At 59.3% G+C, this 16,704-nt stretch carries 17 protein-coding genes; 14 read left to right on the top strand and 3 right to left on the bottom strand.

Annotated features, from left to right (window positions below):
* Nucleotides 1–48: 48 nt before the first annotated feature.
* The 5 genes from BZK31_RS14520 (at nucleotide 49) to hisC (ending at nucleotide 4,888) form a co-directional block, all read left to right on the top strand.
* Nucleotides 49–288, top strand: a complete 240-nt coding sequence (locus tag BZK31_RS14520; RefSeq protein ID WP_083183655.1) for a BolA family protein — start codon at nucleotides 49–51, stop codon at nucleotides 286–288.
* A 22-nt stretch (nucleotides 289–310) separates the two neighbouring features.
* On the top strand, nucleotides 311–1,576 hold the full coding sequence (gene murA / locus BZK31_RS14515; RefSeq protein ID WP_083183654.1) for a UDP-N-acetylglucosamine 1-carboxyvinyltransferase: 1,266 nt from the start codon (nucleotides 311–313) through the stop codon (nucleotides 1,574–1,576).
* Nucleotides 1,577–1,729: 153 nt separating this feature from the next.
* On the top strand, nucleotides 1,730–2,365 hold the full coding sequence (gene hisG / locus BZK31_RS14510) for an ATP phosphoribosyltransferase (RefSeq protein ID WP_004881537.1): 636 nt from the start codon (nucleotides 1,730–1,732) through the stop codon (nucleotides 2,363–2,365).
* 124 nt (nucleotides 2,366–2,489) lie between these two features.
* On the top strand, nucleotides 2,490–3,836 hold the full coding sequence (hisD, locus tag BZK31_RS14505; protein ID WP_083183653.1) for a histidinol dehydrogenase: 1,347 nt from the start codon (nucleotides 2,490–2,492) through the stop codon (nucleotides 3,834–3,836).
* Nucleotides 3,836–4,888, top strand: coding sequence for a histidinol-phosphate transaminase (hisC, locus tag BZK31_RS14500; RefSeq protein WP_083183652.1), 1,053 nt, complete (start codon nucleotides 3,836–3,838; stop codon nucleotides 4,886–4,888). The genes hisD and hisC overlap by 1 nt, the downstream gene beginning before the upstream one ends.
* Before the next feature lie 79 nt (nucleotides 4,889–4,967).
* Here hisC and algW read toward each other — a convergent pair whose 3' ends face one another.
* On the bottom strand, nucleotides 4,968–6,128 hold the full coding sequence (algW, locus tag BZK31_RS14495; RefSeq protein ID WP_083183651.1) for a Do family serine endopeptidase AlgW: 1,161 nt from the start codon (nucleotides 6,126–6,128) through the stop codon (nucleotides 4,968–4,970).
* Nucleotides 6,129–6,238: 110 nt separating this feature from the next.
* On the opposite strand from algW, the gene BZK31_RS14490 reads away from it, so the two are divergent.
* The 3 genes from BZK31_RS14490 (at nucleotide 6,239) to cysN (ending at nucleotide 9,979) form a co-directional block, all read left to right on the top strand.
* Entirely contained in the window at nucleotides 6,239–6,997 is a 759-nt protein-coding gene (locus tag BZK31_RS14490) for a Nif3-like dinuclear metal center hexameric protein (protein ID WP_083183650.1), read from the top strand.
* A gap of 153 nt (nucleotides 6,998–7,150) precedes the next feature.
* Nucleotides 7,151–8,068 (top strand): sulfate adenylyltransferase subunit CysD, encoded by a 918-nt coding sequence (gene cysD, locus BZK31_RS14485; protein ID WP_083183649.1) that lies wholly within the window; start codon nucleotides 7,151–7,153, stop codon nucleotides 8,066–8,068.
* 12 nt (nucleotides 8,069–8,080) lie between these two features.
* Entirely contained in the window at nucleotides 8,081–9,979 is a 1,899-nt protein-coding gene (gene cysN / locus BZK31_RS14480; RefSeq protein WP_083183648.1) for a sulfate adenylyltransferase subunit CysN, read from the top strand.
* Between the two features lie 164 nt (nucleotides 9,980–10,143).
* On the opposite strand, the gene BZK31_RS14475 is transcribed toward cysN, so the two are convergent.
* The gene (locus tag BZK31_RS14475; protein ID WP_083183647.1) at nucleotides 10,144–10,578 is read right to left on the bottom strand and encodes a Z-ring associated ZapG family protein; all 435 of its coding nucleotides are present in this window, start codon (nucleotides 10,576–10,578) and stop codon (nucleotides 10,144–10,146) included.
* A 145-nt stretch (nucleotides 10,579–10,723) separates the two neighbouring features.
* On the opposite strand from BZK31_RS14475, the gene BZK31_RS14470 reads away from it, so the two are divergent.
* The 3 genes from BZK31_RS14470 (at nucleotide 10,724) to zapE (ending at nucleotide 13,886) form a co-directional block, all read left to right on the top strand.
* Nucleotides 10,724–11,353 carry an alpha/beta hydrolase gene (locus tag BZK31_RS14470; protein ID WP_083183646.1) on the top strand — a complete coding sequence of 210 codons (630 nt, stop codon included), beginning with the start codon at nucleotides 10,724–10,726 and terminating at the stop codon, nucleotides 11,351–11,353.
* 27 nt (nucleotides 11,354–11,380) lie between these two features.
* Nucleotides 11,381–12,730, top strand: a complete 1,350-nt coding sequence (locus tag BZK31_RS14465; protein WP_083183645.1) for a tryptophan--tRNA ligase — start codon at nucleotides 11,381–11,383, stop codon at nucleotides 12,728–12,730.
* A 61-nt stretch (nucleotides 12,731–12,791) separates the two neighbouring features.
* On the top strand, nucleotides 12,792–13,886 hold the full coding sequence (gene zapE / locus BZK31_RS14460; RefSeq protein ID WP_083183644.1) for a cell division protein ZapE: 1,095 nt from the start codon (nucleotides 12,792–12,794) through the stop codon (nucleotides 13,884–13,886).
* A 75-nt stretch (nucleotides 13,887–13,961) separates the two neighbouring features.
* Here the strand turns inward: zapE and BZK31_RS14455 are convergent, their stop codons facing one another.
* Complete coding sequence (locus BZK31_RS14455) at nucleotides 13,962–14,858, bottom strand: GlxA family transcriptional regulator (RefSeq protein ID WP_167377965.1); 897 nt, start codon at nucleotides 14,856–14,858, stop codon at nucleotides 13,962–13,964.
* Nucleotides 14,859–15,352: 494 nt separating this feature from the next.
* Here BZK31_RS14455 and rplM point away from each other — a divergent pair, with 494 nt between their 5' ends.
* From rplM to BZK31_RS14440, 3 genes are all read left to right on the top strand, one after another.
* A complete protein-coding gene (gene rplM / locus BZK31_RS14450) occupies nucleotides 15,353–15,781 on the top strand; it encodes a 50S ribosomal protein L13 (protein ID WP_025261754.1) in 429 nt (142 codons plus the stop codon).
* A gap of 14 nt (nucleotides 15,782–15,795) precedes the next feature.
* Entirely contained in the window at nucleotides 15,796–16,188 is a 393-nt protein-coding gene (gene rpsI, locus BZK31_RS14445; RefSeq protein WP_024687149.1) for a 30S ribosomal protein S9, read from the top strand.
* A 253-nt stretch (nucleotides 16,189–16,441) separates the two neighbouring features.
* Nucleotides 16,442–16,704: ubiquinol-cytochrome c reductase iron-sulfur subunit N-terminal domain-containing protein (locus BZK31_RS14440; protein ID WP_157900740.1), on the top strand; the 263-nt coding region annotated here is incomplete at its 3' end.

Genomic DNA, 16,704 nt, shown 5'->3' with positions numbered 1-16,704 from the left:
TTGTATCATGGTCGACCCGCGCGCGTTCAGCGCCGATCGAGGTTAAGCATGCAGGCCGTAGAAGTTAAAAGCTTCCTTGAAGGAAAGCTGCCCGAAATCAAAGTGGAAGTCGAAGGCGAAGGCTGCAACTTCCAGCTGAACGTGATCAGTGACGAGATGGCCACGCTGAGCCCCGTCAAACGTCAGCAACAGATCTATGCCCATCTGAACCCTTGGATTGCCGATGGCAGTATCCACGCGGTGACTATGAAATTTTTCAGCCGCGCTGCCTGGGCCGAGCGCACCTGAGCCAATTGGTGTCGAGATTCTAATGGATAAATTGATTATTACCGGTGGTGTTCGTCTTGATGGCGAAATCCGCATCTCCGGGGCAAAGAACTCTGCCTTGCCGATCCTGTCGGCAACCTTGCTGGCCGATGGGCCGGTTACCGTTCAGAACCTGCCGCACCTGCACGACATCACCACCATGATCGAGCTGTTCGGTCGCATGGGCATCGAGCCTGTGATCGACGAAAAGCTCAGCGTGGAAATCGACGCCCGTACTATCAAGACCCTCGTTGCTCCGTACGAACTGGTCAAGACCATGCGTGCCTCGATCCTGGTGCTCGGCCCGATGGTTGCGCGCTTCGGTGAAGCCGAAGTCGCGTTGCCAGGCGGCTGCGCCATTGGTTCGCGTCCGGTCGATCTGCACATCCGCGGCCTTGAAGCCATGGGTGCGATCATCGACGTCGAAGGCGGCTACATCAAGGCCAAGGCGCCTGAAGGCGGCCTGCGCGGTGCCAACTTCTTCTTCGATACCGTGAGCGTGACCGGTACCGAGAACATCATGATGGCCGCCAGTCTGGCAAACGGTCGCAGCGTGCTGCAGAACGCCGCGCGTGAGCCTGAAGTGGTCGACCTGGCCAACTTCCTGATCGCGATGGGTGCCAAGATCCAGGGCGCAGGTACTGACACCATCACCATCGATGGCGTGAAGCGTCTGGGTTCGGCCACTTACAAGGTCATGCCTGACCGTATCGAGACCGGTACTTATCTGGTCGCTGCAGCCGTCACCGGCGGCCGCGTCAAGGTCAAGGACACTGATCCAACCATCCTCGAAGCCGTTCTGCTCAAGCTTCAGGAAGCGGGTGCTGAAATCACCACCGGCAACGACTGGATCGAGTTGAACATGCACGGCAAGCGGCCCAAGGCTGTGAACGTGCGTACCGCGCCATACCCGGCGTTCCCGACCGACATGCAGGCACAGTTCATCTCGCTCAACGCCATCGCCGAAGGTACTGGCGCAGTGATCGAAACCATCTTCGAAAACCGCTTCATGCATGTGTATGAAATGCACCGCATGGGCGCGCACATTCAGGTCGAAGGCAACACCGCGATCGTTACCGGCACCCCGACCCTCAAGGGTGCGCCAGTCATGGCGACCGACCTGCGTGCGTCGGCGAGTCTGGTGATCTCGGCGCTGGTGGCTGAAGGTGATACGCTGATCGACCGCATCTACCACATCGACCGTGGTTACGAGTGCATCGAAGAGAAGCTGCAGATGCTGGGCGCCAAGATCCGTCGCGTTCCGGGCTAGTAACTTACGCCCCTGGTGCTTCATGGTGCCAGGGGCGTTGTTCCATACCGGTGTGATTTCTGATTCGTTTCACCTCTGGCTGTCTGGGCCCGAGGCTTGTCATGCGCCGCTTGCGTCATGCCAAAAGTTTCCTGATAAGGACTTACGTTTCCCATGTTGACCATCGCACTGTCCAAGGGCCGCATTCTTGACGACACCCTGCCGCTTCTCGCTGAAGCGGGCATCGTGCCGACCGAGAATCCGGACAAGAGCCGCAAGCTCATCATTCCCACGACCCAGCCTGACGTGCGCCTGCTGATCGTGCGCGCTACCGACGTGCCGACCTATGTCGAGCACGGCGCCGCCGACCTGGGCGTCGCGGGCAAGGATGTGTTGATGGAGTACACCGGTCAGGGCCTGTATGAGCCGCTCGACCTGCAGATTGCCAAGTGCAAACTGATGACGGCCGGTGCGATCGGCGCTGTCGAGCCCAAGGGGCGCCTGCGCGTGGCCACCAAGTTTGTCAACGTTGCCAAGCGTTATTATGCCGAGCAAGGCCGTCAGGTCGATATCATCAAGCTTTACGGCTCGATGGAGCTGGCCCCGCTGATCGGTCTGGCGGACAAGATCATCGACGTGGTCGATACCGGCAACACGTTGCGCGCCAACGGTCTTGAGCCACAGGAACTGATCGCCACCATCAGCTCGCGTCTGGTGGTCAACAAGGCTTCGATGAAAATGCAACACGCGCGCATTCAGGCGCTTATCGACACCCTGCGCAAGGCAGTGGAGTCGCGACACCGCGGTTGATCCGATCACGCAACGTTGAGTTGCGTCCAGCTATCCGTGTCATAGCCAAATTTCTCAGGTGCCTGCGCGGATAGCTTGGTAGCTTTAGGCTCCTGAGCATCTGCCAATTATTGAGGCCCTCGCCATGACCACTTCCACTGCTATTCGCCGACTCGATGCTGCCGATCCGGATTTCGCCCGACATCTGGATCATCTGCTGAGCTGGGAAAGTGTGTCTGACGACTCGGTTAATCAGCGCGTGCTCGACATCATCAAGGCGGTACGCGAGCGCGGTGATGAGGCGCTGGTCGAGTTCACCCAGCGTTTCGACGGGCTTCAGGTCGCGTCGATGGCCGATCTGATTCTGCCCCGTGAACGTCTGGAGCTGGCGCTGACCCGTATTACGCCGGCGCAGCGCCAGGCCCTTGAAAAGGCCGCGGAGCGCGTGCGCAGCTACCACGAAAAGCAAAAGCAGGATTCCTGGAGTTACACCGAAGCCGATGGCACGGTACTGGGTCAGAAGGTTACGCCACTGGATCGTGCCGGTCTGTACGTGCCGGGCGGCAAGGCGTCGTATCCGTCGTCGGTGTTGATGAACGCGATCCCTGCCAAGGTGGCGGGCGTGACCGAAGTGGTCATGGTGGTGCCAACGCCGCGTGGCGAAATCAATGAGCTGGTGCTGGCTGCGGCCTGCATTGCAGGCGTTGACCGGGTGTTCACCATTGGTGGTGCCCAGGCTGTCGCGGCGTTGGCCTATGGCACTGAAAGCGTGCCGAAGGTCGATAAGGTGGTCGGTCCGGGCAACATCTATGTGGCGACCGCCAAGCGTCACGTATTCGGCCAGGTCGGCATCGACATGATTGCCGGGCCTTCCGAGATTCTGGTGGTGTGCGACGGCCAGACCGATCCTGACTGGATCGCCATGGACCTGTTCTCCCAGGCTGAGCACGACGAAGATGCGCAAGCGATTCTGGTCAGCCCGGATAGCGAGTTCCTCGACAAGGTGGCCGCCAGCATCACGCGCCTGCTGCCGACCATGGCGCGTGCAGCGATTGTCGAAACCTCCATCAACGGCCGCGGCGCGCTGATCAAGGTGGCTGACATGGCGCAAGCCATTGAAGTCGCCAACCGCATTGCGCCTGAACACCTGGAGTTGTCAGTGGCCGATCCTGAAGCCTGGCTGCCGCAGATTCGTCATGCCGGTGCGATCTTCATGGGCCGTCACACCTCCGAGGCGCTGGGCGATTACTGCGCCGGCCCAAACCACGTATTGCCTACCTCCGGCACAGCGCGTTTCTCGTCGCCGCTCGGGGTCTACGATTTCCAGAAGCGCTCCTCGATCATCTTCTGCTCGCCAGAGGGCGCCTCCGAACTGGGTAAGACGGCTTCGGTTCTGGCCCGTGGCGAATCGCTCAGCGGCCATGCCCGCAGCGCCGAATATCGAATCACCGACCCGAGCTGGAAAGCCGGTGGCACAGAGGAAGACAAGTGATGAGCAAGTTCTGGAGCCCTTTTGTCCGTGGTCTGGTGCCTTACGTACCGGGCGAGCAGCCGAAGTTGACCCGGCTGGTCAAACTCAACACCAATGAAAACCCCTATGGCCCGTCGCCCAAGGCGCTCGACGCCATGCGCACAGCGCTGACCGACGATCTGCGTCTGTATCCTGACCCCAACAGCGACCTGCTCAAGCAGGCGGTGGCCCGCTATTACGAAGTCGAGCCGAATCAGGTGTTTCTGGGCAACGGCTCGGATGAAGTGCTGGCGCACATTTTCTACGGTCTGTTCAAGCATGACGCGCCGCTGCTGTTTCCGGACATCAGCTACAGCTTTTATCCGGTTTATTGCGGCCTTTATGGCATCGATCACGAAGCGGTGCCACTGGATGAACAGTTTCAGATCCGTGTCGAGGACTATGCGCGTCCAAACGCCGGGATCATTTTCCCCAATCCGAACGCGCCGACTGGCTGCCTGCTGCCGCTGGACGCAGTGGAGCGCATCATTCAGGCCAGCCCGGATTCGGTGGTGGTCGTGGATGAGGCGTATATCGATTTTGGTGGTGAAACCGCGATTGCGCTGGTCAATCGTTACCCGAACCTGCTGGTCACCCAGACCTTGTCCAAATCGCGCTCACTGGCGGGCCTGCGGGTCGGTCTGGCGGTCGGGCATCCGGATCTGATCGAGGCGCTGGAGCGGGTCAAGAACAGCTTCAATTCCTATCCACTGGATCGCATGGCCAACGTGGGCGGCGCGGCAGCGTTCGAGGATCGTGAGCATTTCGAAGTGACCCGCAACAAGGTCATCGAGAGTCGCGAGGCGCTGGTCGGACAACTGGAGGCCAAGGGCTTTGAAGTCCTGCCGTCGGCTGCGAACTTCATCTTCGCCCGTCATCCGCAACACGATGCGGCGGGTCTGGCGGCGAAGCTGCGAGAGCAGGGCGTGATCGTGCGTCACTTCAAGCAACCACGTATCGCCCAGTTCCTGCGCATCAGCATCGGTACGCCCGAACAGCATCAGGCGCTGCTGGACGGTTTGAGCGATATTTGAGAATCAGCGCCTGTCTGTTCTGCAGCCTTCACGGGTATTGGCCTGCCCGCGAAGGCTGCATCAAGGCGCTGTAAGTCGACTAGCCTGGATTCGCCGCAGGTGTAGGTGCCGGTGGCGGACGCAGGCCCACTTCGGCGCTGAGCCGCAATTCCTTGCCGTTACGCATTACATCGATGGCAATCTTGTCCTTGGGTTTGGTGCGCGCCACCTGGTTCATCGAGCGGCGTCCATCGCCCGCTGGCTCGCCATTGATGCTCAGGATCACGTCACCCAGCTGCAAGCCGGCTTTCTGCGCCGGCCCGTCCCGGAAGATTCCGGCGACCACGATCCCTGGACGGTCCTTCAAGCCAAACGATTCGGCCAGTTCCTGAGTCAGCGGCTGAACTTCGATGCCCAGCCAGCCACGAATGACCTGACCGTGTTCGATGATCGACTTCATGACGTCCATCGCCAGCTTGGTCGGAATGGCGAAGCCGATGCCTTGCGAGCCACCCGATTTGGAGAAGATCGCCGTGTTGATGCCGGTCAGGTTACCGCTGGCATCCACCAGCGCACCGCCCGAGTTGCCGGGGTTGATGGCCGCGTCGGTCTGAATGAAATCTTCGTAGGTATTGAGGCCCAGCTGGTTACGCCCGGTGGCGCTGATGATGCCCATGGTGACCGTCTGACCGACGCCGAACGGGTTGCCGATGGCCAGCGCCACATCACCGATGCGGATGCCGTCCGAGCGGGCGATGGTGATGGACGGCAGGTTTTTCAGGTCGATCTTGAGAACGGCCAGATCGGTTTCCGGGTCGTTGCCGATCACGCGTGCGATGGTTTCTCGGCCATCCTTGAGCGCCACTACGATCTGGTCAGCGCCAATGGTCACGTGGTTGTTGGTCAACAGGTAGCCTTCCGGGCTCATGATCACGCCGGATCCCAGACTGGATTCCATGCGCTTCTGTTTGGGTGTGTTATCGCCGAAGAAGCGCCGGAACTGCGGGTCTTCGAACAGCGGATTGTTGCCCTTGTTGACCATCTTGGTGGTATAGAGGTTGACCACCGCTGGCGCGGCGGCACTCACTGCATCCGCGTAGGACGACGGGCCCTGCATGATATTGGTGGTCTGCGGCGCCTGTTGCAGATTGACATCCAGGCTGGGCAGTCCGACCCATTGTGGATAACGCTGGATAATCAGCATGGCGATAAGCACACCGGCCAGCAGCGGCCAGCCAAAAAAGCGCAGTGCCTTGAGCATTGAACACGTCCTGATGGTTTCGGCGCAGAGATTTTTGCCGCGGGTGCGCCATAATGGCGGGCATTATACGAGCACAAAGCAGCTCTGAACTGCATATTTAGGAGTCTTTTATGGCTGTTGCCCTGAGCACCCTGGTTGAAGAAGCCGATCGCTATCTGAACAGCGCCCGTATTCAGGATTACTGCCCCAATGGCCTGCAGGTCGAAGGTCGTCCACAAGTGATGCGCATCGTCAGCGGTGTCACTGCGAGTCAGGCGTTGCTGGATGCCGCAGTCGAGGCTCAGGCCGACCTGATCCTGGTGCACCATGGCTACTTCTGGAAAGGCGAAAACCCCTGTGTCGTCGGCATGAAACAGCGCCGTCTGAAAACGTTGCTCAAGCATGACATCAGCCTGCTGGCCTATCACTTGCCGCTGGATGTTCATCCGGATGTGGGCAATAACGTGCAGCTGGCTCGGCAACTGGACATCACCGTTGAGGGCCCTCTTGATCCGGAAAACCCCAAGGTGGTCGGTCTGGTCGGTTCCCTGTCCGAAGCCGTGACCCCGCGTGATTTCGCCCGGCGAGTGCAGGACGCGCTGGGCCGCGAGCCGTTGCTGATCGAAGGCAGTCAGATGATTCGTCGGGTCGGCTGGTGCACGGGAGGCGGGCAGGGCTACATCGATCAGGCCGTGCTCGAAGGCGTGGATCTGTTTCTCAGTGGCGAGGCATCGGAGCAGACGTTCCACAGTGCTCGCGAAAACGACATCAGTTTCATCGCCGCCGGACACCACGCCACCGAGCGCTACGGCGTTCAGGCGCTGGGCGATTATCTGGCGCGGCGCTTTGCCGTCGAGCACATCTTCATCGACTGTCCGAACCCGATCTGACCGATCAAACGGCGGGGCATATGCATAGATCGTTTCGATCTAGCCGCTTCGCTGATTAGCGATATCACGCATGATAAAGTGCGCGGCTCGAATACGGCCCGCAGGCCGCCCCGGGTTTTCCCGGTCCATAACGAACGCAATCCGTGAGTAACCATGGTTGACAAACTGACGCATCTGAAACAGCTGGAGGCGGAAAGCATCCACATCATCCGTGAGGTCGCCGCCGAGTTCGATAACCCGGTGATGCTGTACTCGATCGGCAAGGATTCGGCCGTGATGCTGCACCTGGCGCGCAAGGCTTTCTTCCCGGGCAAGCTGCCTTTTCCGGTCATGCACGTCGATACCCGCTGGAAATTCCAGGAAATGTATCGCTTCCGCGACCAGATGGTCGAGGAAATGGGGCTGGACCTGATTACCCACGTCAACCCTGAAGGGGTTGCGCAGGGCATCAACCCGTTCACCCATGGCAGCGCCAAGCACACCGACATCATGAAAACACAGGGCCTCAAACAGGCGCTGGACAAGCATGGTTTCGACGCGGCGTTCGGCGGTGCGCGCCGTGACGAAGAGAAGTCGCGTGCCAAAGAGCGCGTGTATTCCTTCCGCGACAGCAAGCATCGCTGGGATCCGAAGAACCAGCGTCCCGAGCTGTGGAACGTGTACAACGGCAACGTCAACAAAGGCGAGTCGATTCGTGTGTTCCCGCTGTCGAACTGGACCGAGCTGGACATCTGGCAGTACATCTACCTTGAAGGTATCCCGATCGTGCCGTTGTACTTCGCGGCCGAGCGTGACGTGATCGAAAAGAACGGCACGCTGATCATGATCGACGACGATCGCATCCTCGAGCACCTCACCGACGAGGAAAAGTCGCGCATCGTCAAGAAGAAGGTGCGTTTCCGCACACTCGGTTGCTACCCGCTGACCGGTGCCGTGGAATCCGACGCCACCAGCCTCACCGACATCATTCAGGAAATGCTGTTGACGCGTACTTCCGAACGTCAGGGCCGGGTCATCGACCACGATGGCGCAGGCTCGATGGAAGAAAAGAAACGTCAGGGTTATTTCTAAGGGGGGTGTCACATGTCGCATCAATCCGATTTGATCAGCGAGGACATCCTCGCTTATCTGGGCCAGCACGAACGCAAGGAAATGCTGCGCTTTCTTACCTGTGGCAACGTCGACGACGGCAAGAGCACGCTGATCGGCCGCCTGCTGCACGATTCCAAGATGATCTATGAAGATCACCTGGAAGCCATCACGCGCGATTCCAAGAAGTCCGGCACTACAGGCGACGACGTCGATCTGGCGTTGCTGGTGGACGGCTTGCAGGCTGAGCGCGAACAGGGCATCACCATCGATGTCGCCTACCGCTATTTCTCGACGGCCAAGCGCAAGTTCATCATTGCCGATACACCGGGCCACGAGCAGTACACCCGCAACATGGCCACCGGTGCATCGACCTGCGATCTGGCGATCATTCTGGTCGACGCCCGTTACGGCGTGCAGACCCAGACCCGTCGTCACAGCTACATCGCGTCGCTGCTGGGCATCAAGCACATCGTGGTCGCGATCAACAAGATGGACCTCAACGGTTTCGATGAGAGCGTGTTCGAGTCGATCAAGGCCGACTACCTGAAGTTCGCCGAAGGCATTGCCTTTAAGCCGACCACCATGGCGTTCGTGCCGATGTCGGCGCTCAAGGGCGACAACGTGGTCAACCGCAGCGAGCGTTCGCCGTGGTACACCGGCCAGTCGTTGATGGAAATCCTAGAAACTGTCGAGATCGCCAGTGACCGCAACTACACCGACTTGCGATTCCCGGTGCAGTACGTCAATCGCCCGAACCTCAATTTCCGTGGGTTCGCCGGCACGCTGGCCAGCGGCATCGTGCACAAGGGTGATGAAATCGTCGTGCTGCCGTCGGGCAAGAGCAGCCGCGTGAAGTCCATCGTCACCTTCGAAGGCGAGCTGGAGCAGGCGGGTCCTGGTCAGGCCGTGACGCTGACGATGGAAGACGAGATTGACATCTCCCGTGGCGACCTGTTGGTGCATGCCGACAATGTCCCGCAAGTCAGCGACGCGTTCGATGCCATGCTGGTCTGGATGGCCGAAGAACCGATGCTGCCGGGCAAGAAATACGACATCAAGCGCGCTACCAGCTACGTGCCGGGCTCGATTGCCAGCATTACCCACCGCGTGGATGTGAACACGCTGCAGGAAGGGCCTGCCAGTTCGCTGCAGTTGAACGAGATCGGTCGCGTCAAGATCAGCCTCGATGCGCCGATCGCGCTGGATGGCTACGACAGTAACCGCACCACTGGCGCGTTCATTGTCATCGACCGTTTGACCAACGGCACCGTGGCGGCGGGCATGATCATCGCCAGGCCGGTCAATGCCGGGGGTTCGACTCACCATGGCGAGTCGGCTCATGTGACCACGCAAGAGCGCGCCCAGCGCTTCGGTCAGCAACCGGCGACCGTGCTGTTCAGCGGCCTTTCCGGCGCAGGCAAAAGCACGCTGGCTTATGCGCTGGAGCGCAAGCTGTTCGACATGGGCCGTGCCGTGTATGTGCTGGACGGTCAGAACCTGCGTCACGACCTGAACAAAGGCCTGCCGCAGAACCGTGCCGGACGCACCGAGAACTGGAGCCGTGCCGCTCACGTGGCGCGCCAGTTCAACGAAGCGGGCCTGCTGACCCTGGCCGCCTTCGTTGCGCCGGACGCCGAAGGTCGCGAGCGCGTCAAGGCGCTGATCGGCAAGGACCGTCTGATCACCGTGTACGTCCAGGCATCGCCTGCAGTATGCCGTGCGCGCGATCCTCAAGGCCTGTACGCGGCCGATGGCGACAACATTCCGGGCGAGTCCTTCCCGTACGACGTGCCGCTGGATGCCGATCTGGTGATCGACACCCAGACACTGACCGTGGACGAAGGCGTCAAACAGGTGCTGGACGTGCTGCGTAGTCGCGGCGCGATCTAGGTCTAAGCCTGCTGCAGAAAACCCGCCGATTCAGGCGGGTTTTTGCTTTTGATACTTGAAGGAGGAAGCTTAAAGCCTGTGAGCGCTCCCTCCGATGCTTTTTCATGACCGAAAAAAGCCCGCCATTTGATCGGTGGCGGGCTTTGGGTGTCGCGGTACGATTATTACTTCTTCAAGCCGTAATGCTCATCCAGCATGCCCGGTGTGTTGGGCGATTTGGGGGCGTAATCCTTAGGGGCTTCGGTGTCGCGTGGCGGTGTCAGGCGGTCGCGAGGTGCCTGATTGGCCTCCGGGTGCAGAGCGGCCAGCAGACGTTGACGGGTCAGTTCGTCAAGGGCCAGACGGTTGGCACCCTCGGCGAGATGTTCCTGCACATCGTGGTAGCTTTGCGAAAGCTTTTGTACCAGGTTAGCCGTACTGTTGAAGTGAGTGACCACCTCGTTCTGATAGGTATCGAAGCGCTCCTGAATGTCATCCAGCTGGCGCTGGGTGCTGTTCGGAACGGTGTTGGGCAGCAGACGTGCGACCAGGAAACCAATGACGACACCGGCAACCAGGGCGAGAGTCGGCAACAACCAAACTAAGAGCGAGTGTTCCACGAGTCCTTCCTCTATAAACGGCTTTGCTTTACGTTAACGGCTCGAACCTGCGCTGTATACCCGCGACGTGTCGTTGATATGCAAGCCGCAGACATTCAGCTAGACGAGTCGACCCATTTCAAGGTCACGGAGTTCTTTTTTGCTCATGCGCGAAACCCCTACATTCATCGATGGCCCAGAGGGCCAGCTCGAAGCACTGTATCAGGACGTCCCGGATGCCAGAGGCATTGCACTGATCTGCCATCCTAACCCGATCCAGGGTGGAACGATGCTCAATAAAGTCGTCTCCACGTTGCAGCGTACCGCACGGGACGAGGGTTTGATCACTCTGCGTTTCAATTACCGCGGCGTCGGTGCCAGTGCCGGTACGTCGGTGGCCGGGCCTGGCGAGATCGACGATGCACAGGCTGCCGCCAGGTGGCTGCGTGAAAAACACCCCGATTTGCCCATGACGCTGTTCGGCTTCTCGTTCGGCGGCTATGTCGCGGCGAATCTGGGTGGTCGGCTCGAGGCTCAGGGCGAAAAACTAAAGCACCTGTTTCTGGTGGCCGCAGCTGCTTCGCGTCTGAGCGACCAGAGTGTGTTGCCGCAGAACTGCCCGTTGACGGTAATCCAGCCTGAAACCGACGAAGTCATCGATCCGCAAACGGTCTATGCCTGGTCTGCCGCGCTGCAACGTCCCCATGAGCTGCTGAAAGTGGCAGAATGCGGACACTTTTTTCACGGCAAGCTGACCGATCTCAAAGAATTGATCCTGCCGCGTCTCTCCAATTGATTGCAGCCCATAGATAAGCGACCTGCCATGACCACTCGTATCCTGACCGGTATCACGACCACCGGCACTCCTCACCTGGGCAACTACGCGGGCGCGATTCGTCCTGCCATCGTTGCCAGTCGCCAGAGTGACGTCGACTCGTTCTACTTTCTGGCCGATTACCACGCGCTGATCAAATGCGATGACCCGCTGCGCATTCAGCGCTCGCGCCTGGAAATCGCAGCGACCTGGCTTGCCGCCGGTCTGGACGTTGACCGTGTGACCTTCTATCGCCAGTCCGACATTCCGGAAATCCCCGAGCTGACCTGGCTGCTGACCTGTGTGGCAGCCAAGGGCCTGCTCAACCGCGCGCACGCCTACAAAGCCTCGGTGGACAAGAACGTTGAGGGTGGTGAAGACCCGGACTCTGGCATCACCATGGGCCTGTACAGTTACCCGGTGCTGATGGCGGCGGATATCCTGATGTTCAATGCGCATCAGGTCCCGGTGGGTCGCGATCAGATTCAGCACGTCGAAATGGCCCGTGACATCGGCCAGCGTTTCAATCACCTGTTCGGCAAGGGCAAGGAATTCTTCGTAATGCCCGAAGCGCTGATCGAGGAAAGCGTCGCAACGCTGCCGGGCCTGGATGGTCGCAAGATGTCCAAGAGCTACGACAACACCATTCCCTTGTTCAGCAGCGCCAAGGAGATGAAAGACGCGATCTCGCGCATCGTCACCGACTCACGTGCGCCGGGCGAAGCGAAGGATCCGGACAACGCCCATCTGTTCACCCTGTATCAGGCGTTCTCGACGCCTGAGCAATGTGCTGCATTCCGCAGCGAATTGCTGGACGGTCTGGGCTGGGGCGAGGCGAAGAATCGTCTGTTTACTCTGCTGGACGCCGAACTGGCCGAAAAGCGTGAAAGGTATCTGAGCCTGATCGAGCGTCCGGCCGACCTGGAAGACATTCTGTTGAGCGGTGCCGAGAAGGCCCGTCACGTCGCTACGCCATTCCTCGGCGAGCTGCGTGAAGCAGTCGGCCTGCGTTCGTTCCGCACCGTGGTGCAGGGCGCGGATACCGGCAAGAAGAAAGCTGCCAAGGGCGCTCGTTTCGTCAGCTTCCGCGAAGATGACGGCAGCTTCCGTTTCCGTCTGCTGGCGGCCGACGGCGAGCAGTTGCTGTTGTCGCGTACCTTTGCCGACGGCAAGGCGGCAGGCGCGGTCAGCAAGCAACTTCAGCAGGGCGGCGAGCTTGATCTGCGCACCGAGGCTGATCGCTTCACGCTGTGGCTGGACGATGCCTGCGTGGCGGACAGTCCGGTGTTCAACGATGCCCAGACGCGCGATAGCGCCATCCAGACCCTCAAGTTGGCACTCGCTCCCCAGCAGGACTGATTGCCATTCCTCAGGGTCGTCGCTACAGTGACGACCCGTTTTTGTTGCCTTGCTAACGAATATGACGCCCTTAGAACGATATCAAGCTGATCTGAAACGCCCGGACTTCTTCCACGATGCCGCGCAGGAAAATGCCGTGCGGCATTTGCAGCGTCTGTACGACGATCTGGTCGCCTCCCATGACAGCAAGCCCGGCCTGTTCGGCAAGCTGTTTGGCAAAAAGGAGCCCGCGCTGGTCAAAGGCTTGTATTTCTGGGGCGGAGTAGGGCGTGGCAAGACCTATCTGGTCGATACGTTCTTCGATGCCCTGCCGTTCAAGGAAAAGGTGCGTACCCACTTTCACCGCTTCATGAAGCGCGTGCATGAGGAGATGAAGACGCTCAAGGGCGAGAAGAACCCGCTGACCATCATCGCCAAGCGGTTCTCCGATGAGGCGCGGGTGATTTGTTTCGACGAATTCTTCGTTTCCGACATCACGGACGCGATGATTCTCGGCACGTTGATGGAGGAGCTGTTCAAGAACGGCGTGACGCTGGTCGCCACCTCCAACATCGTCCCGGACGGTCTGTACAAGGACGGTTTGCAGCGCGCCCGCTTCCTGCCGGCCATTGCGCTGATCAAACAGAACACCGATATCGTCAACGTCGACAGCGGCGTGGATTACCGTCTGCGTCACCTCGAGCAGGCCGAGCTGTTCCACTTCCCGCTCAATGAAGCGGCGCAGGACAGCATGCGCAAAAGCTTCAAAGCGCTGACGCCAGATTGTGCGGAGACTGTCGAAAACGACGTGCTGACCATCGAGAATCGTGAGATTCGTGCCTTGCGCACCTGCGACGACGTGGCCTGGTTCGATTTCCGCGAGCTGTGCGACGGTCCGCGCAGCCAGAACGATTACATCGAGCTGGGCAAAATCTTCCATGCCGTGTTGCTCAGCGGTGTCGAGCAGATGGACGTTTCTACCGACGATATCGCCCGTCGCTTCATCAACATGGTTGACGAGTTCTACGACCGTAACGTCAAGCTGATCATTTCGGCGGAAGTCGAGCTGAAGGATCTGTACACCGGTGGCCGACTGATGTTCGAGTTCCAGCGCACCCTGAGCCGTCTTCTGGAAATGCAGTCCCACGAATTTCTGTCGCGGGCGCACAAGCCTTGATGGCGTGATGAGCGAACCAGAACGAAAAGGCCTGCATTGCAGGCCTTTCTCGTTTTCACGTCCAGGCTGGTCCGTTCAGGCGGCCTGCTGAAACTGCTGCCGATACTGGTTTGGTGACAGCTCGGTGTGCTGGCGGAACAGGCGGGCGAAGAAGCTGGCGTCGTCGTAGCCGACTTCATAGCTAATGGTCTTGATGCTTTTGCGCGAACCGGACAGCAGGCCCTTGGCGGTTTCGATGCGCAACCTTTGCAGGTAATGCAGCGGCTTGTCACCGGTCGCGGTCTGGAAGCGCCGCATGAAATTGCGGATGCTCATGCCGTGTTCGCGGGCCACGTCCTCAAAGCGGAATTTGTCGGCGAAGTGCTCTTCCAGCCAGTGCTGGATCTGCAGAATGATTACGTCCTGATGCAGTTTCTGGCCGCCGAAGCCGATCCGTCCCGGCGCATACGTGCGCCGCACTTCATACAGAATGTCGCGGGCCACGGCCTGCGCGACGTTCGCACCGCAGAAACGCTCGATCAGATAGATGTACAGGTCGCAGGCAGACGTGGTGCCGCCTGCGCAGTACAGATTGTCGGCGTCGGTCAGGTGTTTTTCCTGATTGAGCAGCACGTTCGGGTAACGCTCGGCGAACTGACTGAAGAAGCGCCAGTAAGTGGTTGCTTCCTTGCCGTCGAGCAACCCTGCCTCGGCGAGCCAGAATACGCCGGTGGCTTCGCCACAGAGCACCGCGCCCTGGGCGTGCTGTTCGCGCAACCATGGCAGGACTTGCGGGTAGCGCTGGCAGAGCGCGTCGAAATCATCCCAGAACGCGGGGATCACGATGATGTCGCTCTGGCACAGTCCGCCATCGACCGGCAGCGTGACGTCGCTGAAGCTGCTCACGGGCAGTCCGTCCGGGCTGACCAGGCGTATCTCGAAGGCAGGCACCAGACCATGGCCGAGCTGGCGACTGTACCTGAGGCTGGCCAGGTGGAAGAAATCCTTGGCCTGCATGAGGGTCGAGGCAAACACCTTGTCGGTGGCCAGAATGCTGACGCGCCGCAGAAGGGCGGAGTGTTGGGTTGGCATAATCTTTATTCTTATATGGGTAAATGGTCAATCAACGGCTGGATCGTCTTATTTTTTCTCGGGCATGTCCAGTCAGGTCGTCACCGTTATGAGGTGTCCTGGCCTTTCGGGGCTGCGCTTCCGGGCGGCAAATATCCTCCATCGCAGCGGTCCGGGGCAATAAACAGAACGTGAATGAAAAATCCGGTTGAGGTTATTTTTTCAGCCTGTATAATCCGCCAGCTCTTTGCAGTGGAAGTGATGCGCCGTCTGCCGAAGAATCTTGCCGTATAACGGACGCGCTGACCCGAGCCCCCGATAGCGTCTGTTTCCGGCTGCCTTTGACTTGTCAAAGTACGCACTATTCAGTAAGATCCGCCGTCTCATTTTCAGGGCGGCCCCTGAGGCTATAAAGAATGAAAACTTTTACTGCTAAACCGGAAACAGTTAAGCGCGACTGGTTCGTCGTCGACGCTGCTGGTCAGACCCTGGGTCGTCTGGCCACCGAAATCGCGAGCCGTCTGCGTGGCAAGCACAAACCGGAATACACTCCGCACGTTGATACCGGCGACTACATCGTCGTGATCAATGCCGAGCAGATCCGCGTTACCGGTGCCAAGGCTTCCGACAAGATCTACTACTCACACTCCGGTTTTCCGGGCGGGATCAAATCGATCAACTTCGAAAAGCTGATCGACAAAGCTCCTGAGCGCGTGATCGAGACCGCGGTCAAAGGCATGCTGCCTAAGAACCCGTTGGGTCGCGACATGTATCGTAAGCTGAAAGTCTATGCGGGCGCTGTACACCCTCATACTGCTCAGCAGCCCCAAGAACTGAAGTTTTAACGGAATAGTTCATTATGTCGGCGACTCAAAATTACGGCACTGGCCGTCGCAAGACCGCAACCGCACGCGTTTTCCTGCGTCCGGGTACTGGTAACATCTCGATCAACAACCGCACTCTGGACTCGTTCTTCGGTCGCGAAACTGCCCGCATGGTAGTTCGTCAGCCGCTGGAACTGACCGAGACCGTTGAAAAGTTCGACATCTACGTCACCGTTATCGGTGGCGGTGTAAGTGGTCAGGCTGGCGCAATCCGCCACGGTATCACTCGCGCTCTGATGCAGTACGACGAAACCCTGCGTGGCGCACTGCGCAAAGCAGGCTTCGTGACTCGCGATGCTCGTGAAGTTGAACGTAAGAAAGTCGGTCTGCGTAAAGCGCGTAAGCGTCCGCAGTACTCGAAGCGTTAATTCGTTCTTCGTTCAAAAAGAACGCCCACCTCGTTTATCGAGTTGGGCGTTTTTTTATGTGCGTCTTTTTTCATGAGTGGGCGTCTTTCGCCTGTAATGCCCGGTTTACAACGGTTTTACAGTTGTCGGCCAGAGGGTGACGTTGTGGTCCTGAAAGACATTATTTGCCCGCTAACCGTCTTGATACCGGCTAAATTGTTATCTGGCGGACGTCTGATTCGACAGGTCGACAGCAGATGGGGAGAAGGCAGCAATGAGCAATGACGGCGTGAATACTGGCCGGCGTCGCTTCCTCGTGGCGGCAACGTCTGTTATCGGTGCGGCGGGGGCGGTGGGGGGGGCGGTCCCGTTCGTGGGCTCATGGGCCCCCAACGCCCAGGCCCGAGGCGCCGGGGGGCCCGGCAAGGGCAATATCAGCAAGAACGAGGCGGGCCAGCAGATGGGCGCCGGGGGGCGCGGGCCGCCGGGGGTCATTTTTTCACGTACACCGGGAAAAATCGATAACCCCCGCAAGGC

It is taken from the genome of Pseudomonas floridensis, from assembly GCF_002087235.1.
Classification (GTDB): Bacteria; Pseudomonadota; Gammaproteobacteria; order Pseudomonadales; family Pseudomonadaceae; genus Aquipseudomonas; species Aquipseudomonas floridensis.
This window is presented reverse-complemented; position numbering and strand designations above follow the sequence as displayed.